Origin of the sequence: Sodalis-like endosymbiont of Proechinophthirus fluctus, from assembly GCF_001602625.1 — a bacterium.
Classification (GTDB): Bacteria; Pseudomonadota; Gammaproteobacteria; order Enterobacterales; family Enterobacteriaceae.
Window position 1 is genome coordinate 1 of sequence record NZ_LECR01000074.1, and the last position, 16965, is coordinate 16965.

The following is a 16965-nucleotide window of genomic DNA, read 5'->3' on the forward strand; positions in this document are numbered from 1 at the left end:
TGCCCAATTGCTGGCTTGGATCCCGCAAGGCAGACGCGATAAAGAGTTCGTAGGTCGCCGGATAATCACACTGCACGCGGATGATATGCGGCGCGGTCTGGCCAGGGATCAGACCGCACTTCCCTTTTTCCAGTCGCGAATTTCGCCGCTTTGGACCAGTTCCGCCGGAGTATCATACTGGATAGGCTGCAGCATGACATTGGTTTCACGACCGAGATGGTCGACGCAGCCATAAGCATTTTGATGAGCGCGCGGTAGCTCATATCCATGTGATACCAGCAGTTAATGCCCGCGCCGAGGATAATCATCGCCAGGCTATGGGTTTTGTAGCCGCTGTGGCGCCAAACTCACAGGAGATTTGCGCAATCTGCTCACTAGAGACGCCGCAAATCTACTACTCGCCCCATGCAAGTGAATACGTGTGTATCTTATGATAGCCGCGCGCAGTTATCGTTATCAAGACCGCGATCGACGCCGTCTAGGGTGAGATTATAAGCCGTGGCGACTGGCACTCGGGAAGCTGGAAGCTTCAGTCAGCCACAGAAATTTTACCTGCAGTTTATACACCAGGATGGTGTCATGCTTCACATGACGAAAATAATGCGGATTCTCCAGCCCTAAAAATACGCAAAGATTACACATCCATCTCGCTGCTCAAGTAGGTTAGCAGCTACTGGTCGCTAAGTTTAGCGATTTCCGCATAATCAGGCGTAACCGCGACGGTTTTGTGCATTTGTAACACACCTCAAGTAAAAAATGCGTGTTTGGCGTACGTGTTTGCGGTACGTTCGGACCCACAGACGATGATATAGCTCTGGCATTGTACCAGTCGGCGGATTCCGACACATCGGTCTGTTCACCCCAGGTCATTGGAGATGCGGGGCTGGGGGTACACAATACTAGTCGTAGAAGCTCAAACAGGTTCCAATAAGCAGCCACAGATAGCGCGTCTGCGCAGCGTAAGACACTATCGACATAGCGGGGATGGGCGAAAACCCCACCATTCGATCTGACCAGACATTTTTAATCGCCCAAATATTAGCCACGGCAACAAACCAGGATTAATCTCCTGCCAGCTTGGCGCACGGATAAATCCGCCATGCCCACGCTGCATTTTATATTGCTGACATTTTTACTTATCGGCTACGATTGACAGCCAGGCCGCTACCGGACGTAGTGCTGACACCGCGCGGCTCGCGCTTTGTCATGGTATGTGGATAGTCCGTTTGCCGCGTTTCCTACGTCACCAAGCTGTTTTTGGCATAGATCTTCTAGCCACAGGAGAGCCGGTACGGTTAACACCGTAGGTAAAACGCGTAATGTTGCCATATTGCCAACGTTAGCGATAACTGTCTTCCCAGTCACGATTAGTATGGCACACCTGCCCATGCCCCTCAGAAAAAGTTTCCTTTTTCTGTTTGAAATAGCGAAAGCGGTTGAGGATTTTACTCATGGCGCTTCTCCAGTAAGGGCGCAAGCCCTATCAGATGACTTTTTTGCCAAGAAGAATAATGTTTCGCTGACAGCTTAATTATCTTTAGAAATTAATAACGAACACCTGATATCGGCAACAGGAAAATCCTCTCAGCCGCAATCTTCTAACCCTCGATGAATAACTAGTCGCTTCAGGGTTTTGCAAAAAATCCCTTTGTGGCACCCGGCGTCAAGCCTTGCCGTTTTCAGCGAAGCCAGGTCAGTCTGAGAAAATAAGGCTATAGCGACAAATACCGAGTGCATTATCGACGGTATTTTATTTGGCGCCGTGATTTTAGCCATTAATAATGGCATAGGCAGTATCAATTGTTATCGCCTATAACTTCGCCGAGATCTGTGATTATAATCACCTTATCGTGATACAGCATGACTACCATATTCATAAATGAATGAAGTGAATAAAATAAAATAAGTCGCATGAAAACAGTAGGATAATTAATATTCCTGTAAAGTTGAAATAATATACTGGCGTATAAACCAACTACTAAACCCTATAAGAAACGTCCTACTAGTAACTCCGATAATAAATCCTTATCCATCTCATGGATACTCGATAAGATTATATTTTTACGCTATAAAATGAGAGCGTTTGCAGCGGATATTTTCTTATATAGAAAATTTTCATCCGACTATTTTCTTCTCATGAAGTTGGCTTGTTAATGATGATGACACGACATAGCAAGAATCATTCATGAGAGTGAAATAATCTCGATATTAAATCGAAAAATTCCTAACACTATTAATCCCGTATATGATAACATTAAAAAGTTTTATTGCATGATACATGTCAAATTCAACGAACTTTATTTATATAAAATATAAAAGGAAATATGATAGAAATATATATTACAAATTAATTCTAATGATACCAGCAACCTTCAGCCTGTTTCTGGCGACTTACATTACCAAACGGCACGGATCGCGCGCTCACTCAGCAGACAGGCAAAACGGCATTTAAGCCACGAGAAAGATACCTCTACCAGATCTAGGTGCCCCGGACATTACTCACGTTCTCCACCGCACGTCTACGAATGGCCGCTCTCGCAGTAGGAGTGTTCCCCCTCAGAGCATGCCCGTTGAGCTTGAAAGCCCGAGAAAGAGCCTGAGGACTATCTATGCAGAGTGTGGATGATCCGGCACGCGGGGATCTGACGGCTTGTGATCCCTTATTTTATCGCTAGTTAAGATATAATTATTCTTTTCACTCATTCACAACGCACTATTTAGCAACGTAATTGAGCATTATACGATTCCGCTGCCAGCGGAATCGTATTACAGGCCATTGCCACTAGTATGAAACAGCCCTGCCTCTAATGGATTCATCTATCAAGCGAAGCCATCCGCCAAAGCGTGGAAACGTTGGCTTGCGGTGTGAAACATCGACTATCATCTCATCACGCTAATAGCAGCATCCGATTTGTTTTGTTTACAAACCAGATAAGAATTCAGTTTCCTTATCTCAAGGTCATAGCGCTGAAGTACCCTTTTGACAAGCGCTTGCTTACGCCATGAGATAAACTCGATTAGCTGTTATTCTCAGAGCCCACAGCAAAATTCATTATATTGACAACAACGTATTCGGATTGATGAATCCAATTTAGCGCAGACCTTTCACAAATGTCGCAACCCGTGATATTCGCTCTCGGCGATAACAAGCATTGTAATATACATATCATACTTATTAGAGTAATAAGTAAACGACACTGTAAGTTACAGCATACTAATTATAATTAGTAAATCATTCAATATGTACTTGACAAAAACAAATATTGAACATGATAAAAATAATATATGGACAATATCTCAAAAATATTACGTGTTAATAGCATCTATGACGATGATTCTAGGATGTAGAAAAGACTCCGGGATGTAATAATCAAAGCTTAAATCCTTGAAAAACTCTTTGAATTGTTGAATATTATGAACATTTGCCCTTTGATAAAGGCCGCAAAACCTGTTTTCTACTGTGCAGTGCGAAATTCCCAAACGTATCGCTATTTCCTTGCCGATAAGTCATTGATAAGAAAAGAAGATAATTTCAAGCTCTTTCTCCGTAAAAGTATTATCTGATAGATGCGTTATCAGTTTAACCGGCGATTCACCTCACCGTTAATATAATTCATAGCTGAGAAAAAAGCAAGGGCTTGGGCTTCAGAAAAGGTACCAACAACATTGCCATGTTTATCAAAGAAAGTTTGATATAAAAACATAAGGATGGATACAGTTTTCTCTGCCGAACGCCGATGTGACAACTAACGATAGCGAAATGCTCTTTTCCATCACCATGTTATCATAATATATAAACTCATCCTAAAAAAATTTATCCAGTGAGGGACTTGTAAGAGTAATTTTCCTTCCATACTAAAGGATGCATGAAAATCTAGTAGTGTAAACATCGCTCGCTGGATTAATATAAACATACCTAGCTTCTTTATCGCGAATAAAACAAGCATCATCTTGATTTTCATAGATATAAATAAACTTCCTAGAGATACTTTCCCTTTTGAAGTGGATACATTTACTACTCATTAAACATCACCCTTGAGAATTAACATACTATTTAAGTAGTGATCAGTATTGACGACAGTAGGATAAAATTACATCATTGAATTTACCTTATTGACATAGCGATTTTGGCATGCTAGCAGGTCAAACTTACCTAGGTGGATCATTTATATTCCATAATCTATCAAGAAGCATTCTTGTTGGCAAATTTAATAACTAAACCAAAGTTACTCGAAACTTGTTACCTATAAATGCAATCATCGTCATCCTTATTCTTCATGCGGATAACTTCGCACTTCACTGTATGTTTACATACAGTGAAGTGTATTAAAATTATAGTTTTATAATATTTTATTATTAAATTTTAGCCTGATTTTCTCTAGGATCAAGATAATAGAGCAAAGTTATTTCTCATAGAAGATTTTATTTTCATCAATAACTAATAACCTATGCCTGCTGCAAAAATAGAATTCACAGAAGGAATTATGTATTGGAGATACATGCCAGACGTACTGTCTAAAGCGCAGGATATAATGGCGATTACATTAGTGAATAGAATTGACGCGTCATTAGGTAGCTTGCAAATTTTACGTGATATCTCTAGATGATATCGGCTAGTACGTAAGAATATAATAGTCAACCAGAATTACCCTGCGATGGGAGGAAAAATTAAACCAAGCGCTATCAAAAAGTGGATGAAAGCATCATAAAATTTATGATAATTAAAATAATATGCCTAGTAACCATATCAGCAATTTTATTTCTGTATAATTGAACTTCTTACCGGTCAGCATCTCAATAAATCCAATAATATTATTAGATACGGAATATAAATTATTATCATTAACCTTAATAGCGGACAATATAAACGTAAGTACGCCAATCTAACCCACTGTATGAATCATGATCTCTACAACATTCGATGTACCTAACGCATGAGTGACTAAAATATCTATCCCATTAATAATAAAATCAAAGATAATTACTGAGTACGTAATCATCCATAATACGTGTTTTTGGTTCTTGCAATATCTGCTTGTGTCAGGTGTGATTAAGGATCCTACGATAAACATACCAGTAACTATTATCAAACCCTTCCTATCGAGATAGTCTCACCCAAGGGAGAGGAAGAATAAAATCTGTCGATATTATATTTCACAATTTCGTCGTAATACACATAAAATGTCACTGAAAAAAAATCTTAACCACGATCTTTACCGTTATGCTTAAGTGCGTTAAAACTAAAAGCTACCAGCAATGAAAACACTACCCAGCTTATTTCTGATCACTAGAAATAATTGATATGATTTCCTATCACGGTGAGAAAGCTTTAGGAAATCAGCGCTATGTTTACGCCAAACCAGTATAATATGATGATTGAAATATCAAGTCTGATAAACATAGATCATGACTTCATAAAGTCGTATCATCGGGATAACACACTGGTGGAAAGATCTTCTTTCATACCGGCACGTCCTAAACTAAAAATGACAAAGACTAATATGATACTACCTAAAGACGTCGCCAAAATAGCCTGAAAAAATGTCATACTATGACCTAATATAGTACCCAGCATGCATTGTGCTAGTGACGTTATCATACCTATAAGAACAATAGTCACATTAAATAAAACAACTATTTATTTTATTTTTATTCTATTGATAGCATAGAAATTTTGTTTATTTTATTCCATGAAATAATCTATTTTTTTATTTCATATTCATTTTACAAGAGAAAATATATATAATTGTGATGTTCTGAACTTGACAATCCATTGCTGACATAAATACTATTTTGCTAATATTTAAACATATTTGCCAATATTATCAAACCGATTCTATCGATAACTATTTCGATAAATATTTTCGATATTTTTATAGGTAATTATTTTATAATATTTACTATTCATAACTTTTCTCAGTTAGCTTCACGAGGAAATTAATATCATAAAAATATTTAAAATAATTTTAAATTTTACTTAAAATCACCTAAGTAGTTTGTATAATTCATCAAAAAAAGCTCAGAACATTGGTTAATTAAAAACAATGAGAAAAAATACGTAGTCGTAAAAGATTCTGATACTAAGTTCTTTAGATTTCCTAAGAAATTTAATGTGGAAGGACGGGCGGATAAAGAAGTCTCTACTGACATATGGCAATAACTTTAGCCAGAATTTATCGCCAGCGACGAAAAGTTTATCAAATAAAATAGAAAATAATTTCCATAGTTATTCATCATTATGGTAAAGGAAACACCACTAAGCTTGTATCACACTATGCTGAAAGAGCACCACTTTATAATGATGATAATAAACTCATTGGTATCGTTTATGGAAGGAAACTTGATGTACATGAATTATTATATTATATGAATCTACTTAATAAAAATATCATTCAAATAGATATTGAAAATGAACTTTTCACTAAAAGTGAGCTTGAAATTATTTTTTGGGAGCAACGGAGGCTAATCGCCAAAGAAATTGCTAAAAGATGATTGAAGTGCATCTTATGAATATTTACAATAAAGCCGGCGTTCACAGTCTCATTCAGCTTGTTGAATATTATCGGCATACTGACCTTGATAAATATATACTTATGGATTTTATCCGCAAAGGAATGCAATTGATTGACTAGCCATACACTTAGACGTTAATGATTTATATGCTTTGAATTTTTGTCTGCATTTTATAGGGATGAAGTTCACCTTTTGGGAACATGCCTTTTATTCCTACGTCAATAATCGGACAGCCGACTTTTAACCGACCATTAATAATAGGCGCCGTTGAATCCTAGCCGTTTAATAGCGAAACGACGGATTATCTCGGGTCGTTCTGGCCCTGACAAAAACCAGCGATTGTTCATCTAATGGAGGGACGCTTGGAGGTATTTCTGGGGACACTGTCCCCAGAGTCGGTAGTTATCGTCTTGTTTGTACTTCATCCTGATTGACGGCAAAGCATGCTACCAGTTGATCGCTGTAGCCTTTCAGCCGTGGTTACAGCGCGGTGCAAGAGCCAAATTAGTTTTATCCACTCGGGATGCAGATCGGGATTAAGCCGGAGATTGGAGGACAGCAGCGCCTAGGTGTAAGGATGACGGACGCGACGCGCTGAAAATTTCCGTTTCCTTGTTGGTTTCCACCACCTTGTCCTGCGTACATCACGATAATATAGTGTGCCGCTTTTGCTATCAGCATCAAATCATGGGTAATTAGTACCAATGCCATATTCTCGATCTGCTGCAGAGGTCCACAACAGCTCGATAATTTGCGCTTGGGGATGGTTACATCTAGCGCGATAGTGGGTTCATCGGCAATCAGCAGCTTGGTACGACAAGCGATGATCATGGCTATCATCATGCTCTGGCTTGATACCGCCGGACACGTTGATGCGGATATACGTCCAGCCGGGAGGCCAGATCTGGAATACCCACCAGCGTCAGCATCAATGGCGCACTGGCACTGGGTCCTGTGGTTGCCGCCCTGCTACACGGTGGCTTCCATGACCTGGAAGCCACCGTGTAGCAGGGGTTCAAACTGGTCATCAGATCCTAGAAAATCATGGTTATATCGGCGCCGATAAGTTGGTGGTGCTCGTTGTCAGAGATTTTCTGTAAATCGCGGCCATTGAACACCAGATTATCAGCTTATAGCTTTGCCGGGATAATCAATTAATCCTATCACGGCCAGCGAGCTGACCGATTTACCCGAGCCGGATTCGCTGACGATGCTCAGCACCTGGCCTTATTTCCACCTGGTAGAAGATTCTGTCAACGGAGCGGAAGGGTGGCCCTCATCACCGAAATGGACCGATATTTTGTCTATGGACAGTAACACCATTAGATTCTCGTTACTGCTTGAGTTTGAGATCGATGGCGTACGCAGGCCGTCCCCCATTAAATTAAACGCCAACACAGTAAGTAGAATAACGAATCCAGAGAACGCTACCACCACCAGGCACTCTGGGCGAACTGCAATACGTCTGCCAGCATTGTGACCTACTCAGGCGTAAGTGGCTGTGCACTCATACCCAGGAAACCGATCGCTACTATATCCAAAATGACATTAATGGCATTGGAGAACCCCCAGCGAGACCTGAACGATAAGCGGCGCCAACAGCTGGGCAAAATATTGACGAACATCTGTCAGCATGCCGGCGACGGCTACCCTTGAAGCGGTAACGTAATCGAGGTTGACTCCCCCCAGCAGCAGCGCAGCGACAGCGCAACTACCAGGTATCCCACCAGCAGAGACAGGCGGTCGCATCAGGCGAATAAGAATATCGAGGCCGATGTCGTCGGTACCGAGCATAAACTGCCAGCTGCCAACTTCTATCCGAACCGTTGGGTGCTAGTAAGCCGGCACCAGGACCACGATGAACATCAGCAGAATGCAGAAATATAGGTCAGCCCGATAACAGCGTCTTTATTGATTGTGCTTAAAATAGTGCCAAAACTCCTGAAATGGGGTCATCGGCCTCAGCACACCAGTCACAGTGTCACCGGCTCTATGGCTTGAGTCATTTTCCGTTCCTCTATTTCTTATACCAGATACGCGAGTTCACTACCCTGTACAGGACGTCCACCATCAGGTTGTCCAAAATGATCAACGTCGCTACCAGAAACAAACCGCCCTGGATCACCGGATAGTCGCTGCGCTGCAGCACCTCAATCAGCCAGCAGCTGATGTCTGCCCAGGATAAAAGATGGTTTCGGTCAAAGTAGTAACTCCAGCAGCGTCCCCACATGCAGGCCAATAACCGTTACGACCGACAGCGGCGCGTTACGCAGCACATGAATGATGATCACCCGCAGACAGCTCAGCGCTTTGGCACGCGCGGTGCGAATATAATCCTCGCTCAGCACCTCCATCATCGCCAAACGGGTCATACGCACGATGACTGCCAGCGGAATAGCACCCATCACGATAGCCTGCGTGATGATATGCATCACGGCATCTTTGAAATCCGCCAACTCGCCCCAAATCAGCGTATCAATCAGCATGAAACCGGTCAGGGGTTAGTTGTTGTCAAGAAACACCGTTTCCCCGTCGAACACCGGCGTAAGATTCAAATGCACTGACACTAGCATAATCAACATCATGCCCAACAAAAAATGGGCATTGAATAGCCGGTCAACGAGAACACCCACCACGGTATGATCGAAAATAGAACCACACTTCATCACCGCCGCCAAGTGCCCCCACGGGAATGCCACCAGTACGGCGAAAATCATGGCGCAAATCTCCAGTTCCAAAGTCGCCTGGAAAGGCGGGACAAATTCCTGCCATACCGGAAGCTGGCTGGTCTTTAAGTGAGGTGATTGTATCCCCCTACAGAGCACCCTGGCGATGTAGTGAAAGTATTATTGAAATAGCAGCTTATCCAGCCCCATCTAGGTCATCAATTCCGCATAGCTCTCGGGGAAATACCGCGCTTCCCGGCCATGATCAACACCGGATCTCCTGAGATCAGATTCACGAAGGCAAAGGTCCGCAAGGTAAAAATGAATTCCGGGTAACAGGTTATCGGCACGATCACCATCGCCTTACAGGTGTACGTTATATTATAAATGATTAAGGTTTTCGCGCCTGAGGCCGATAGTTGGGTATTGGCGCCGTTTCAATCAACGAAATCAACGTAAGTGAGACTTGTATGAGTATTGAGAGTAGCTGTCCTGTTCAGTCTCTGGAACCGCTGAAAAACATCGACGGCAATGCCGTTCAGATACGGAAAAACAAGACTGCTGCCAGCGGCGACAATCAAGAGAGTAAAAGCACTGTTAGCTTGAGCGACACGCTGGATCAGCTGCAAAAACAAGGAGCCCAGGATATCGATGTCGCCAAGATCGGGCGTATCAAAAACGCTATCTGTGACGGCTCCCTCACCATGGATAGCGGTAGAATTGCCGATGTGCTGATTAGCCAGGCACAATCGATGTTGGACGAATAAGCTATGAAGACGTTGGAAACACTGCTGGCTAACATGGTCGAACTGCTGAACAAATTGGAGGCCACCCTTGCCTAAGAGCAGCAGTTATTAGGAAGCTCTGTCCAGGTCAATGCACCACTACTGTACCGTACCATTGAAACCAAATATGAGCAGCTCATCAGCACGCTGCAACACATGAATCATCAGCGCCAATTGTTGGAGCAGAAGATAGAATTGCAGGCGCCCTATAGAAAGCGATTAGAAAGCGATGCAGGGCTTCAGGCCGACTGAGAAAATCTCGTGGAACCACACACCCCGCACCACAGCAATACAACCAGCGCAATGGGCCGATGCTGGTTGTACATCTCAAACTGAATCAATATGGCTTGAGTAGAGTATACGACCCCACGTGGTATGTGCTAGCTCTTTTATGCGATCGTCAGTCCCAAATTCAGTATGTAACGGCACGTAGCAGGCAGAGGCGACTGCCGGCGAACTAGCCATGGTACTCTGATAGTTTAATAGGGGCATTTGGCCGGCGATCATCGTCATCGGCGTATAACGTTCATAAGTCACCGACACGATTCATCAGGGATGATGAATTAATCGTCACTGACCGGCGATTTTTATCGCCGACAGCAGCACTGAGTAGCATTGGATATTACTGTGCATTTCGGTATCGCTGTCGGTGCTGACGATATTGCGCAGCATCTCTTGCAGGTTGCCGGCGATGGTTATCTCGCTACGGATATTGTATCTCGCCGTTTTCCGCCCAAAAACCGGTCGCGCTGCGGGAATAGTCGCCAGTGATCATGCTGATCCTTTTCCCCATTAGTTCCGTAACTACCAACCCGCGTCCCATCTGTTTCAGTAGCCAGGAGAAATCCACCTCCTGATGGGAGATGCGCTAATTGTATATCCCGCCGGGGTGGCCCCGTGCTTTCAAGGACAAGCTTGCACAACACATAACTGCCAAGCAGCCAGGTATTGAGCACGCCATCCTGGACAATAGCCCAATCGCTGGTCCTCACGCCTTCACTGTCAAACGGAGACGACGCCAGTCCCTTTAGTAAAAGGAGACATTCTTAGATGGACAGCCAATCGGATAAGATAGCCTTACCTAGTAAATCGAGCAGGAAAGTGGAGTTGCGATATATATTACTGCTGCTGAGAGGACCCACCATATGCCCAAATAGACCGGTTACCACCTCGGCTGCAAGCAATACCGATGCTTCTATGGTCAGCACCTTACGCGGATTAAGGTGCGCCAGCGTGCGGTGTATGCGCTCCTCCCCCACCCATTGCGGCGAGCATAGATCGTCGAAGGCGCCGCTGATTGTATAGGCGTAATTACGCTATATCGCCGCCGATTTCCACTATGATGCTGCAGGAGAGAGAATGACGGCTGCTGCTGTTGTAGCTTTGCAACATGCCGTGGCTATTACCAAAAGACGTAGGTGCCGAAATAGCTGTTGAAACTTTCCCCTTCGGTATGGGTGGTACGCTTATCGCCGTCGATGGCCATCCATTCCGCCGCCATGGTTATTCCGCGTTCAGCGTCAAGCTCGGCGAGGTGAAGTAAATCGAGATCCGGCGCCTCATACGCCAACAGCGTCTTCTCCACCGGTCCCGTCCCTCCCGATGTGGGATCGGTGGAGAAGTGTAGCACGCAATACCCAGAGCAGTGGCGGTGGTGCGGACAGTGGCGTCCTGACTAAGATCTGTGGAGGAGTCGCCGCCGTTGCGCTGTTGATAACAAACGGTTATCCCCAGGCGCCATCGCTGTTGAATTCGACATTTTCCACCTCGCCATAGCGGGTGCTATGATGCCGATACTGGTAGTTTTGATCACTACCACTTCCGGCGCATCCGACCTGGCGGGCGCCAGTTTTCCAGCGCCTGTGCGACCGCGTTTTCTAAAAGTGTGCATTTCTGGGCAACCTGATTGACTAACTTTCTTTTCTGGTTCCGCTATTATTATAGCACATTATCCGCTAGACAGGATCTCGCCGCATACGCCAAGCAAAATTGGATTATGCGGTCAGCCAATCTGAAAACTGCTGTTGCAGCATTTCTTCAGTTTAACAGTCCGTAATATATTTGTCACTATATGCGCGTATGCGCGAAGACCACCGGGATAGAGTGTAGGGACTCCTTTTTCCTGGCGGTATACAAATTCAATTTCCACAGGCAAAGCTAAATGCAACAGACCATGCGACCACAGGGCGTCGAGATTGGCGTCATAAGGCCTTACTAATGGCAAATTGGCGATCAAAGGACGGTATTTATGTTATAAAATTGAAATATAATGATACTTTTTCCATTAGGGGGCGCTTTCCATTAGGGGGCGCTATCCGCTAAGCCGGTTAAATTCCCTGTCAGGATACCTAGGCGCCCGCCCGATAGCATGGGCATCCACTGGTGTCCTTATAAAGTCCACCAATATGCAACATTTTACTTCCAGACAATCCTCTCCATGCCCAGCACTGACCCCCTCATGCCCCAATCCGGACTCTTTTACGTCGCCAAATGGCCCCAGCTCGTTGGACATCGCACATTCGTTAATGCTGGTCAGACCGCTCTCAAGCGATGATGCGACGAGAAATACCCGCGCCATATCCCGGGTATAAAAGTACACTGCCAGACCATAGGGAGTATATTTGGCGCGCCGAATAGCCTCTTCCTCGTCGGCAAAGCAGAAATAGGCGGCAACCGGACTAAAAGTTTCCTAGCGCGCCAGTTGCATATCATCAGTCACATCGGCCAGCACCTTGGGCTGGAAGAAATTACCTACCAGCCGGTGACGCTTATCGCACGTGACCACGCGCTCGTCCTTTTCCAACACATTGGCAAGTACCTCGACGCTAAAAATGTTCTGGCGCCGATTACCACTGAGATACTGAAGGAGTATCCGACCCTATCGGTCAACCTAGTGACTAATATTCCAGCGCTGGATCTTATCGCCGACGGGCTGGATCTGGTGGTGAAAGTAGGAGCGCTGCAAAGATCCTAGTTTGTTTTCGCGCCAGCTGGGATCGATGCCGATAGTGGCGTTCGCCTCTAAGAGCTATCTGGCATAGTGGGGTACGCCAGAAAAACCCAGCGACATGGCTAATTTCTCCTAGCTGGAATATGACGTGCGTCCGGACAACCAGTTTGAACTCATTGCGCCAAAGGCATAACACTGCATTTGTCGCCAGTAGGTCGCTTTGCAACCAACGATTCGTAAACACTGATCCGCTGGCCGACCGCCGGCGCTGGCATCAATTATGTGAGTCCTGGATAAGATAAAACGCGGCAATGTCGAAATTTTATTCATCCACTATCACTCCGATCCGCAGCCAGTATATGCGGTGTATATGACTCGTGATAAATTACCACTGAAGGTACAGGTCTGCATTAACCACATCACCGACTCCTCAGGTGGCAGATATGTATCATACCTTTCGCCAGGACAGAGTCGGTTGAGCCGTGTTGGCTATCATCCGCTATGTTAATGACGGCACCGGCGCAATGGCGCTCAAAGCAATATGCTCGAGGTGACTGTAAGCCCACTGCGTTCGGGCAGGGGTGCCGCAGCCGCTGAGGCGCCCTGGAGGTTAACGTCGGCTTAGGTGACACCACCCACGGTGATTCTATTCAACTTCAGCGTCAGCTGGCTCGCACCCGCCTACCAGCAAGCTTTGGGCTTCCTTTGCCACAGACTCCAACCCTTTTATCCAATCATTGCCAACCATCGAGATTTGCTGTATCGCCTCGACACCGGAGCCGATGAGCGCTGCGCCTTTCACCGGCGTGGAGTCACGCATCCGTTCTCAATCAAATAGGCTTCCGAGGTAGAGAAAACGAACTTGCCGGAGGTGATATCTACCTGTGCGCTGCCAAGTTTGGGCGCTTAAATGCCGCGCTCTGCGCGGGCGATAATTTCTTCCGGCATCGATTGACCCGCCAGCAGATCTAGCAGGTAGGTATTGGTCATCCGCAGCATCGGTAAATGTGCATAGGACTGACTCCCTTAGGCCGTTGCTGGGAGTGTTACTCCATTAGCCTGGTATTAAGTTTGTCCTGAATGTACCCTCTCAACCGGCCTTTTTCTATCAGCAATTGTATTGCCCAGGCACGCCTTCATCATCAATGGCCAGCGCGAGCCGTACAGGCTGCTATCGAGCGTACCATCGTCGACTACCGAGCATAGCTCGGACGCCACCAGCTTTCCCATCTGGCCATAAACACCGAGCTGCCGCAGCGATTGAAATCCCCTTCTAGGCCGTGTCCCACCGCTTCGTGCAGCAGCATACGCGGCCAACCCGCGTCGAGCACTACTGCATAGCGCCGGCAGGGGCCGCGGCGGCGGAGAGATTCACTAGCGCCCATCCCATCCGCACAACCGTCGACATGCACCTCACCGACCACCTCTGCTAAGAAAAAATCGTAGCCAAAACGGCCGGTGCCTCTCTGGCGCCAACCTCGCGTTTACTATCCTGCTCGACCTGCATGCTGATGGACATACGAAACAGCGAGTGCACATGCGCCACCATCGTATCATCAGTAGCAGCAACTAGAATCTGCTCATGCACCTCCGACAGGCTGTCCGTAACTTCCTAGACACGCGCATCAGCGGCGCGCGTTGCCTTACCCACCCAGTGCAGCAGCATGATTTTCTCCTCGCGCGGCAGACCGGCGAGCGGATCGGATCCAACGGCGGATACAGGGGCGGTAAGCCACCGTGCCCAGGATATGTTATCCGTCCGCTGGCGGCGTCACTGACGATGCTAGGTACAGCTATCGCGTATTTATTCAATGCTGTCAGGGTGATTTGGTCAGCATAGGAGAAACCGTTTTTTTACCTCTTATCGCGTGCACACCGACGCCCTGGTCGATATAACAATATTATACGACCCTTCCTTAATAATACCGTCTTCAATGATCCATGCTTCATGATAGCTTGATTAGAAATAGATATCGGCATAGTAGTCCAGACGTCGTGCGCTCATTTATTCCAATATAGAGAAAAAATATGGTCGTGCTGCAGTTGATGAGTATAAAGTAAATGCTCACTTAACAACGTTAGACTCATGGGTTCACGTTCTTAAAAATGGATTTGACCCCACCACAGTGCAAATAAAGCCATGCATTATCTTTATAGACTGCGGCAATTCACCATCGGCGTCAAACAATCGGCCTTTATTTCGATTTGGACTCTTGAGCACGCGGCTGTCGTAAAACTTCCTGTATTTCCGACACACCCAAGCCGCCTCTTATCTTATATGGTAGCGAACCGGTTTATGGAAATAGAAATCTCCATTGATCTAAAGCGATTGTACCTAGGCATCGATATTACGTCCCTATAATACCAGCCTATCCTGCGGGTTGTAGGCGCTAATTAAAGGTTGTGCGGGAAAGGGACAGCACCAGCCCGCTAGCGCGTAGGCGGATCTCGCCCTCCCGATCGGGGAAAAAGAGATGCCTCTTTGCCGGCAGCTAAAAAGCGACAGAACGGCAAGTTCCCAAGATTGGCCATCGGTAGCGATAGTCAGCGCTGGCACATCCATCTGCCAGGCATCCTGGCCTCTCACTAAGATGGAGCGCCAGTTGATTTACATCAAGCCGGTGCGCCTAGTCACCGTCCTGCCAAAGCGCTGCGCCCCGGCTAAGCGGCGCGTCCGCGCCGGCAATTTCGCCGTTTTCGAGGGTAAGCCAGACCGCCAGGATAAAATCGGCGCTTTACAAGTCGGTATTACTTTGCAGCGGCTGACTAAACCACGGCTTAAGATCGATATCCTGGGCCTTGAGATACACTTTGCCATTATCCAGAAGCCCCTGCTAATCGTGCAGATCCATACGCACGTCGATCGCGCCCTGCTGCACATCGGTATTCGATAGGCTAATCTTGTCTTCTACACGGTGGCGGTTGGAGGTATTAAGCTAGGTGATGAGCTGTGGCACGGAAAGCCGGGGCCCTTCGGCCGAAGGGGTTAAAAAGGTGATCTGGCTGCCGCGAATGATGAAATGGTCGAACTGGCGCAGGAAAAGATTAGAAAGACGATCGGAGCTGATCGGACTACCTTGGAGATACCGACTCATCAGCGTGGGATTCAGATCCCAGCTGTAGGCGATAAAAGGTCACGTCGCGGAACTGCCAACGATAGTGCAGCAAGAATTGCCACACGTCAAGCGCCGGCGTGGCACGCTGCACATGCAGCCGCTCATCAGCGGTAGTAGCATCAACCCTCAGATATCCAGCGTCGACCGGAAAGATTGCCAGCTGCCGTACAGTTACCGCGGCCAAATGTCATCATCAAAAGCACAATCCAATACAGAGACTATCTGTGGTCATAAGCTGTTCAAGTTCGGCAAAGCCAGAAGCAACCCTCTAACCTCAACGCCACCAAGACGATCAGGGCAGCGCCAACCGCCATGAGTATCCCCGGTAGCCACTTCACACCTGTTTCCTTGCTTGCTGTTGTGCGGCCGTTGCGTCCGACGTGACGGCTTATACTAGTTACAGATCTGCCTTGCAGCAACGGGCTTACATCATAACTACATCGAACTGCTCCTGGCTGTAAAGCGGCTTAATCTGGACTTTCACCTGCTCTTGCCGACGAAAATTTCCACCTCGGCCAGAATGTAGAGCTCATCGCTCTACAATGCCTCGCCCACCGCGGCCGACGCATAAACCAGAAAAAGATCAGAGTCGTAGGCATGATGTAACATCATAATTTATCATATAATTTTATAGCATACTGTTTCAATGGTTTTCACCGTCCCGCAACAGAGACAGGATCGAGTGCACAAAGGCGATGACCTTGTCCATCGGTTCACCGCAAGCGATATAGTACTCGATCTCAGCAGAGGTCAACGCGAGAAAGGCTACCTCGGTCACCACCAGACGGCTTGCGATCCGCGAGGTGTAAGATAGCGAGACCGAGGTCATCACTTGATAACACTGGCCGGGCGTCAGTATCTGCCGGGCGTGTTGTAATCGCATAACTTCTCCAGCACATACCTCTTGAGAGCTACAATTGTATCAGCGGCTGGGG

General features: G+C 46.2%; 7 protein-coding genes and 10 pseudogenes. 4 read left to right on the forward strand and 13 right to left on the reverse strand.

Annotated elements, in window-relative coordinates; genetic code table 11:
- The 5 pseudogenes from BG74_RS20805 to BG74_RS07135 all read right to left on the reverse strand — a co-directional run.
- A pseudogene (locus BG74_RS20805) lies at window positions 1-228 on the reverse strand (hypothetical protein); the annotation flags it as partial.
- A gap of 445 nt (window positions 229-673) precedes the next feature.
- Window positions 674-1453 (reverse strand): annotated as a pseudogene (locus BG74_RS19740) (molybdopterin-dependent oxidoreductase); the annotation flags it as partial.
- A gap of 5644 nt (window positions 1454-7097) precedes the next feature.
- Window positions 7098-7836: pseudogene (locus BG74_RS17700) on the reverse strand (ATP-binding cassette domain-containing protein); the annotation flags it as partial.
- A gap of 10 nt (window positions 7837-7846) precedes the next feature.
- A pseudogene (locus tag BG74_RS11365) lies at window positions 7847-8469 on the reverse strand (ABC transporter permease family protein).
- A 61-nt stretch (window positions 8470-8530) separates the two neighbouring features.
- Window positions 8531-9538: pseudogene (locus BG74_RS07135) on the reverse strand (ABC transporter permease subunit).
- A gap of 111 nt (window positions 9539-9649) precedes the next feature.
- Between BG74_RS07135 and flgM the strand changes: the two are divergent.
- The gene (gene flgM, locus BG74_RS07140) at window positions 9650-9946 is read left to right on the forward strand and encodes a flagellar biosynthesis anti-sigma factor FlgM (RefSeq protein ID WP_073961132.1); all 297 of its coding nucleotides are present in this window, start codon (window positions 9650-9652) and stop codon (window positions 9944-9946) included.
- 588 nt (window positions 9947-10534) lie between these two features.
- Here flgM and BG74_RS19745 read toward each other — a convergent pair.
- From BG74_RS19745 to BG74_RS19755, 3 genes and pseudogenes are all read right to left on the reverse strand, one after another.
- Window positions 10535-10732: a metallopeptidase TldD-related protein gene (locus BG74_RS19745; RefSeq protein ID WP_369678531.1), complete on the reverse strand. Its 198-nt coding sequence runs from the start codon at window positions 10730-10732 to the stop codon at window positions 10535-10537.
- Window positions 10668-11109 (reverse strand): annotated as a pseudogene (locus BG74_RS19750) (metallopeptidase TldD-related protein). The gene BG74_RS19745 and the pseudogene BG74_RS19750 overlap by 65 nt, the downstream one beginning before the upstream one ends.
- A 257-nt stretch (window positions 11110-11366) precedes the next feature.
- The gene (locus tag BG74_RS19755; RefSeq protein ID WP_244267415.1) at window positions 11367-11549 is read right to left on the reverse strand and encodes a hypothetical protein; all 183 of its coding nucleotides are present in this window, start codon (window positions 11547-11549) and stop codon (window positions 11367-11369) included.
- A gap of 17 nt (window positions 11550-11566) precedes the next feature.
- Between BG74_RS19755 and BG74_RS19760 the strand changes: the two genes are divergently transcribed.
- On the forward strand, window positions 11567-11740 hold the full coding sequence (locus BG74_RS19760) for a hypothetical protein (RefSeq protein ID WP_244267416.1): 174 nt from the start codon (window positions 11567-11569) through the stop codon (window positions 11738-11740).
- 572 nt (window positions 11741-12312) lie between these two features.
- Here BG74_RS19760 and BG74_RS07150 read toward each other — a convergent pair.
- A pseudogene (locus BG74_RS07150) lies at window positions 12313-12734 on the reverse strand (aldehyde dehydrogenase family protein); the annotation flags it as partial.
- Window positions 12735-12788: 54 nt separating this feature from the next.
- Here BG74_RS07150 and BG74_RS17720 point away from each other — a divergent pair.
- Window positions 12789-13422 (forward strand): annotated as a pseudogene (locus BG74_RS17720) (LysR substrate-binding domain-containing protein); the annotation flags it as partial.
- Between the two features lie 113 nt (window positions 13423-13535).
- On the opposite strand, the pseudogene tldD reads toward BG74_RS17720, so the two are convergent.
- Window positions 13536-15002: pseudogene (gene tldD, locus BG74_RS07160) on the reverse strand (metalloprotease TldD).
- A 503-nt stretch (window positions 15003-15505) separates the two neighbouring features.
- Here tldD and BG74_RS07165 point away from each other — a divergent pair.
- Window positions 15506-15808 carry a hypothetical protein gene (locus BG74_RS07165; protein ID WP_066597524.1) on the forward strand — a complete coding sequence of 101 codons (303 nt, stop codon included), beginning with the start codon at window positions 15506-15508 and terminating at the stop codon, window positions 15806-15808.
- Window positions 15809-15986: 178 nt separating this feature from the next.
- Here BG74_RS07165 and BG74_RS07170 read toward each other — a convergent pair whose 3' ends face one another.
- From BG74_RS07170 to BG74_RS07175, 3 genes and pseudogenes are all read right to left on the reverse strand, one after another.
- Window positions 15987-16214: a hypothetical protein gene (locus tag BG74_RS07170; RefSeq protein WP_066597526.1), complete on the reverse strand. Its 228-nt coding sequence runs from the start codon at window positions 16212-16214 to the stop codon at window positions 15987-15989.
- 240 nt (window positions 16215-16454) lie between these two features.
- Window positions 16455-16708 (reverse strand): annotated as a pseudogene (locus BG74_RS11375) (Rne/Rng family ribonuclease); the annotation flags it as partial.
- Window positions 16674-16913: a Maf family protein gene (locus BG74_RS07175; protein WP_066597527.1), complete on the reverse strand. Its 240-nt coding sequence runs from the start codon at window positions 16911-16913 to the stop codon at window positions 16674-16676. The pseudogene BG74_RS11375 and the gene BG74_RS07175, both read right to left, overlap by 35 nt.
- Window positions 16914-16965 lie beyond the last annotated feature (52 nt).

What these genes read in the sequence shown, in the direction of transcription:
- BG74_RS07165 (WP_066597524.1), top strand. Translation starts at nt 15,506, where the DNA reads ATGGAGCGCCAGTTGATTTACATCAAGCCGGTGCGCCTAGTCACCGTC.
- BG74_RS07175 (WP_066597527.1), bottom strand. Translation starts at nt 16,913, where the DNA reads ATGCGATTACAACACGCCCGGCAGATACTGACGCCCGGCCAGTGTTAT.
- BG74_RS19760 (WP_244267416.1), top strand. Translation starts at nt 11,567, where the DNA reads ATGTGGGATCGGTGGAGAAGTGTAGCACGCAATACCCAGAGCAGTGGC.
- flgM (WP_073961132.1), top strand. Translation starts at nt 9,650, where the DNA reads ATGAGTATTGAGAGTAGCTGTCCTGTTCAGTCTCTGGAACCGCTGAAA.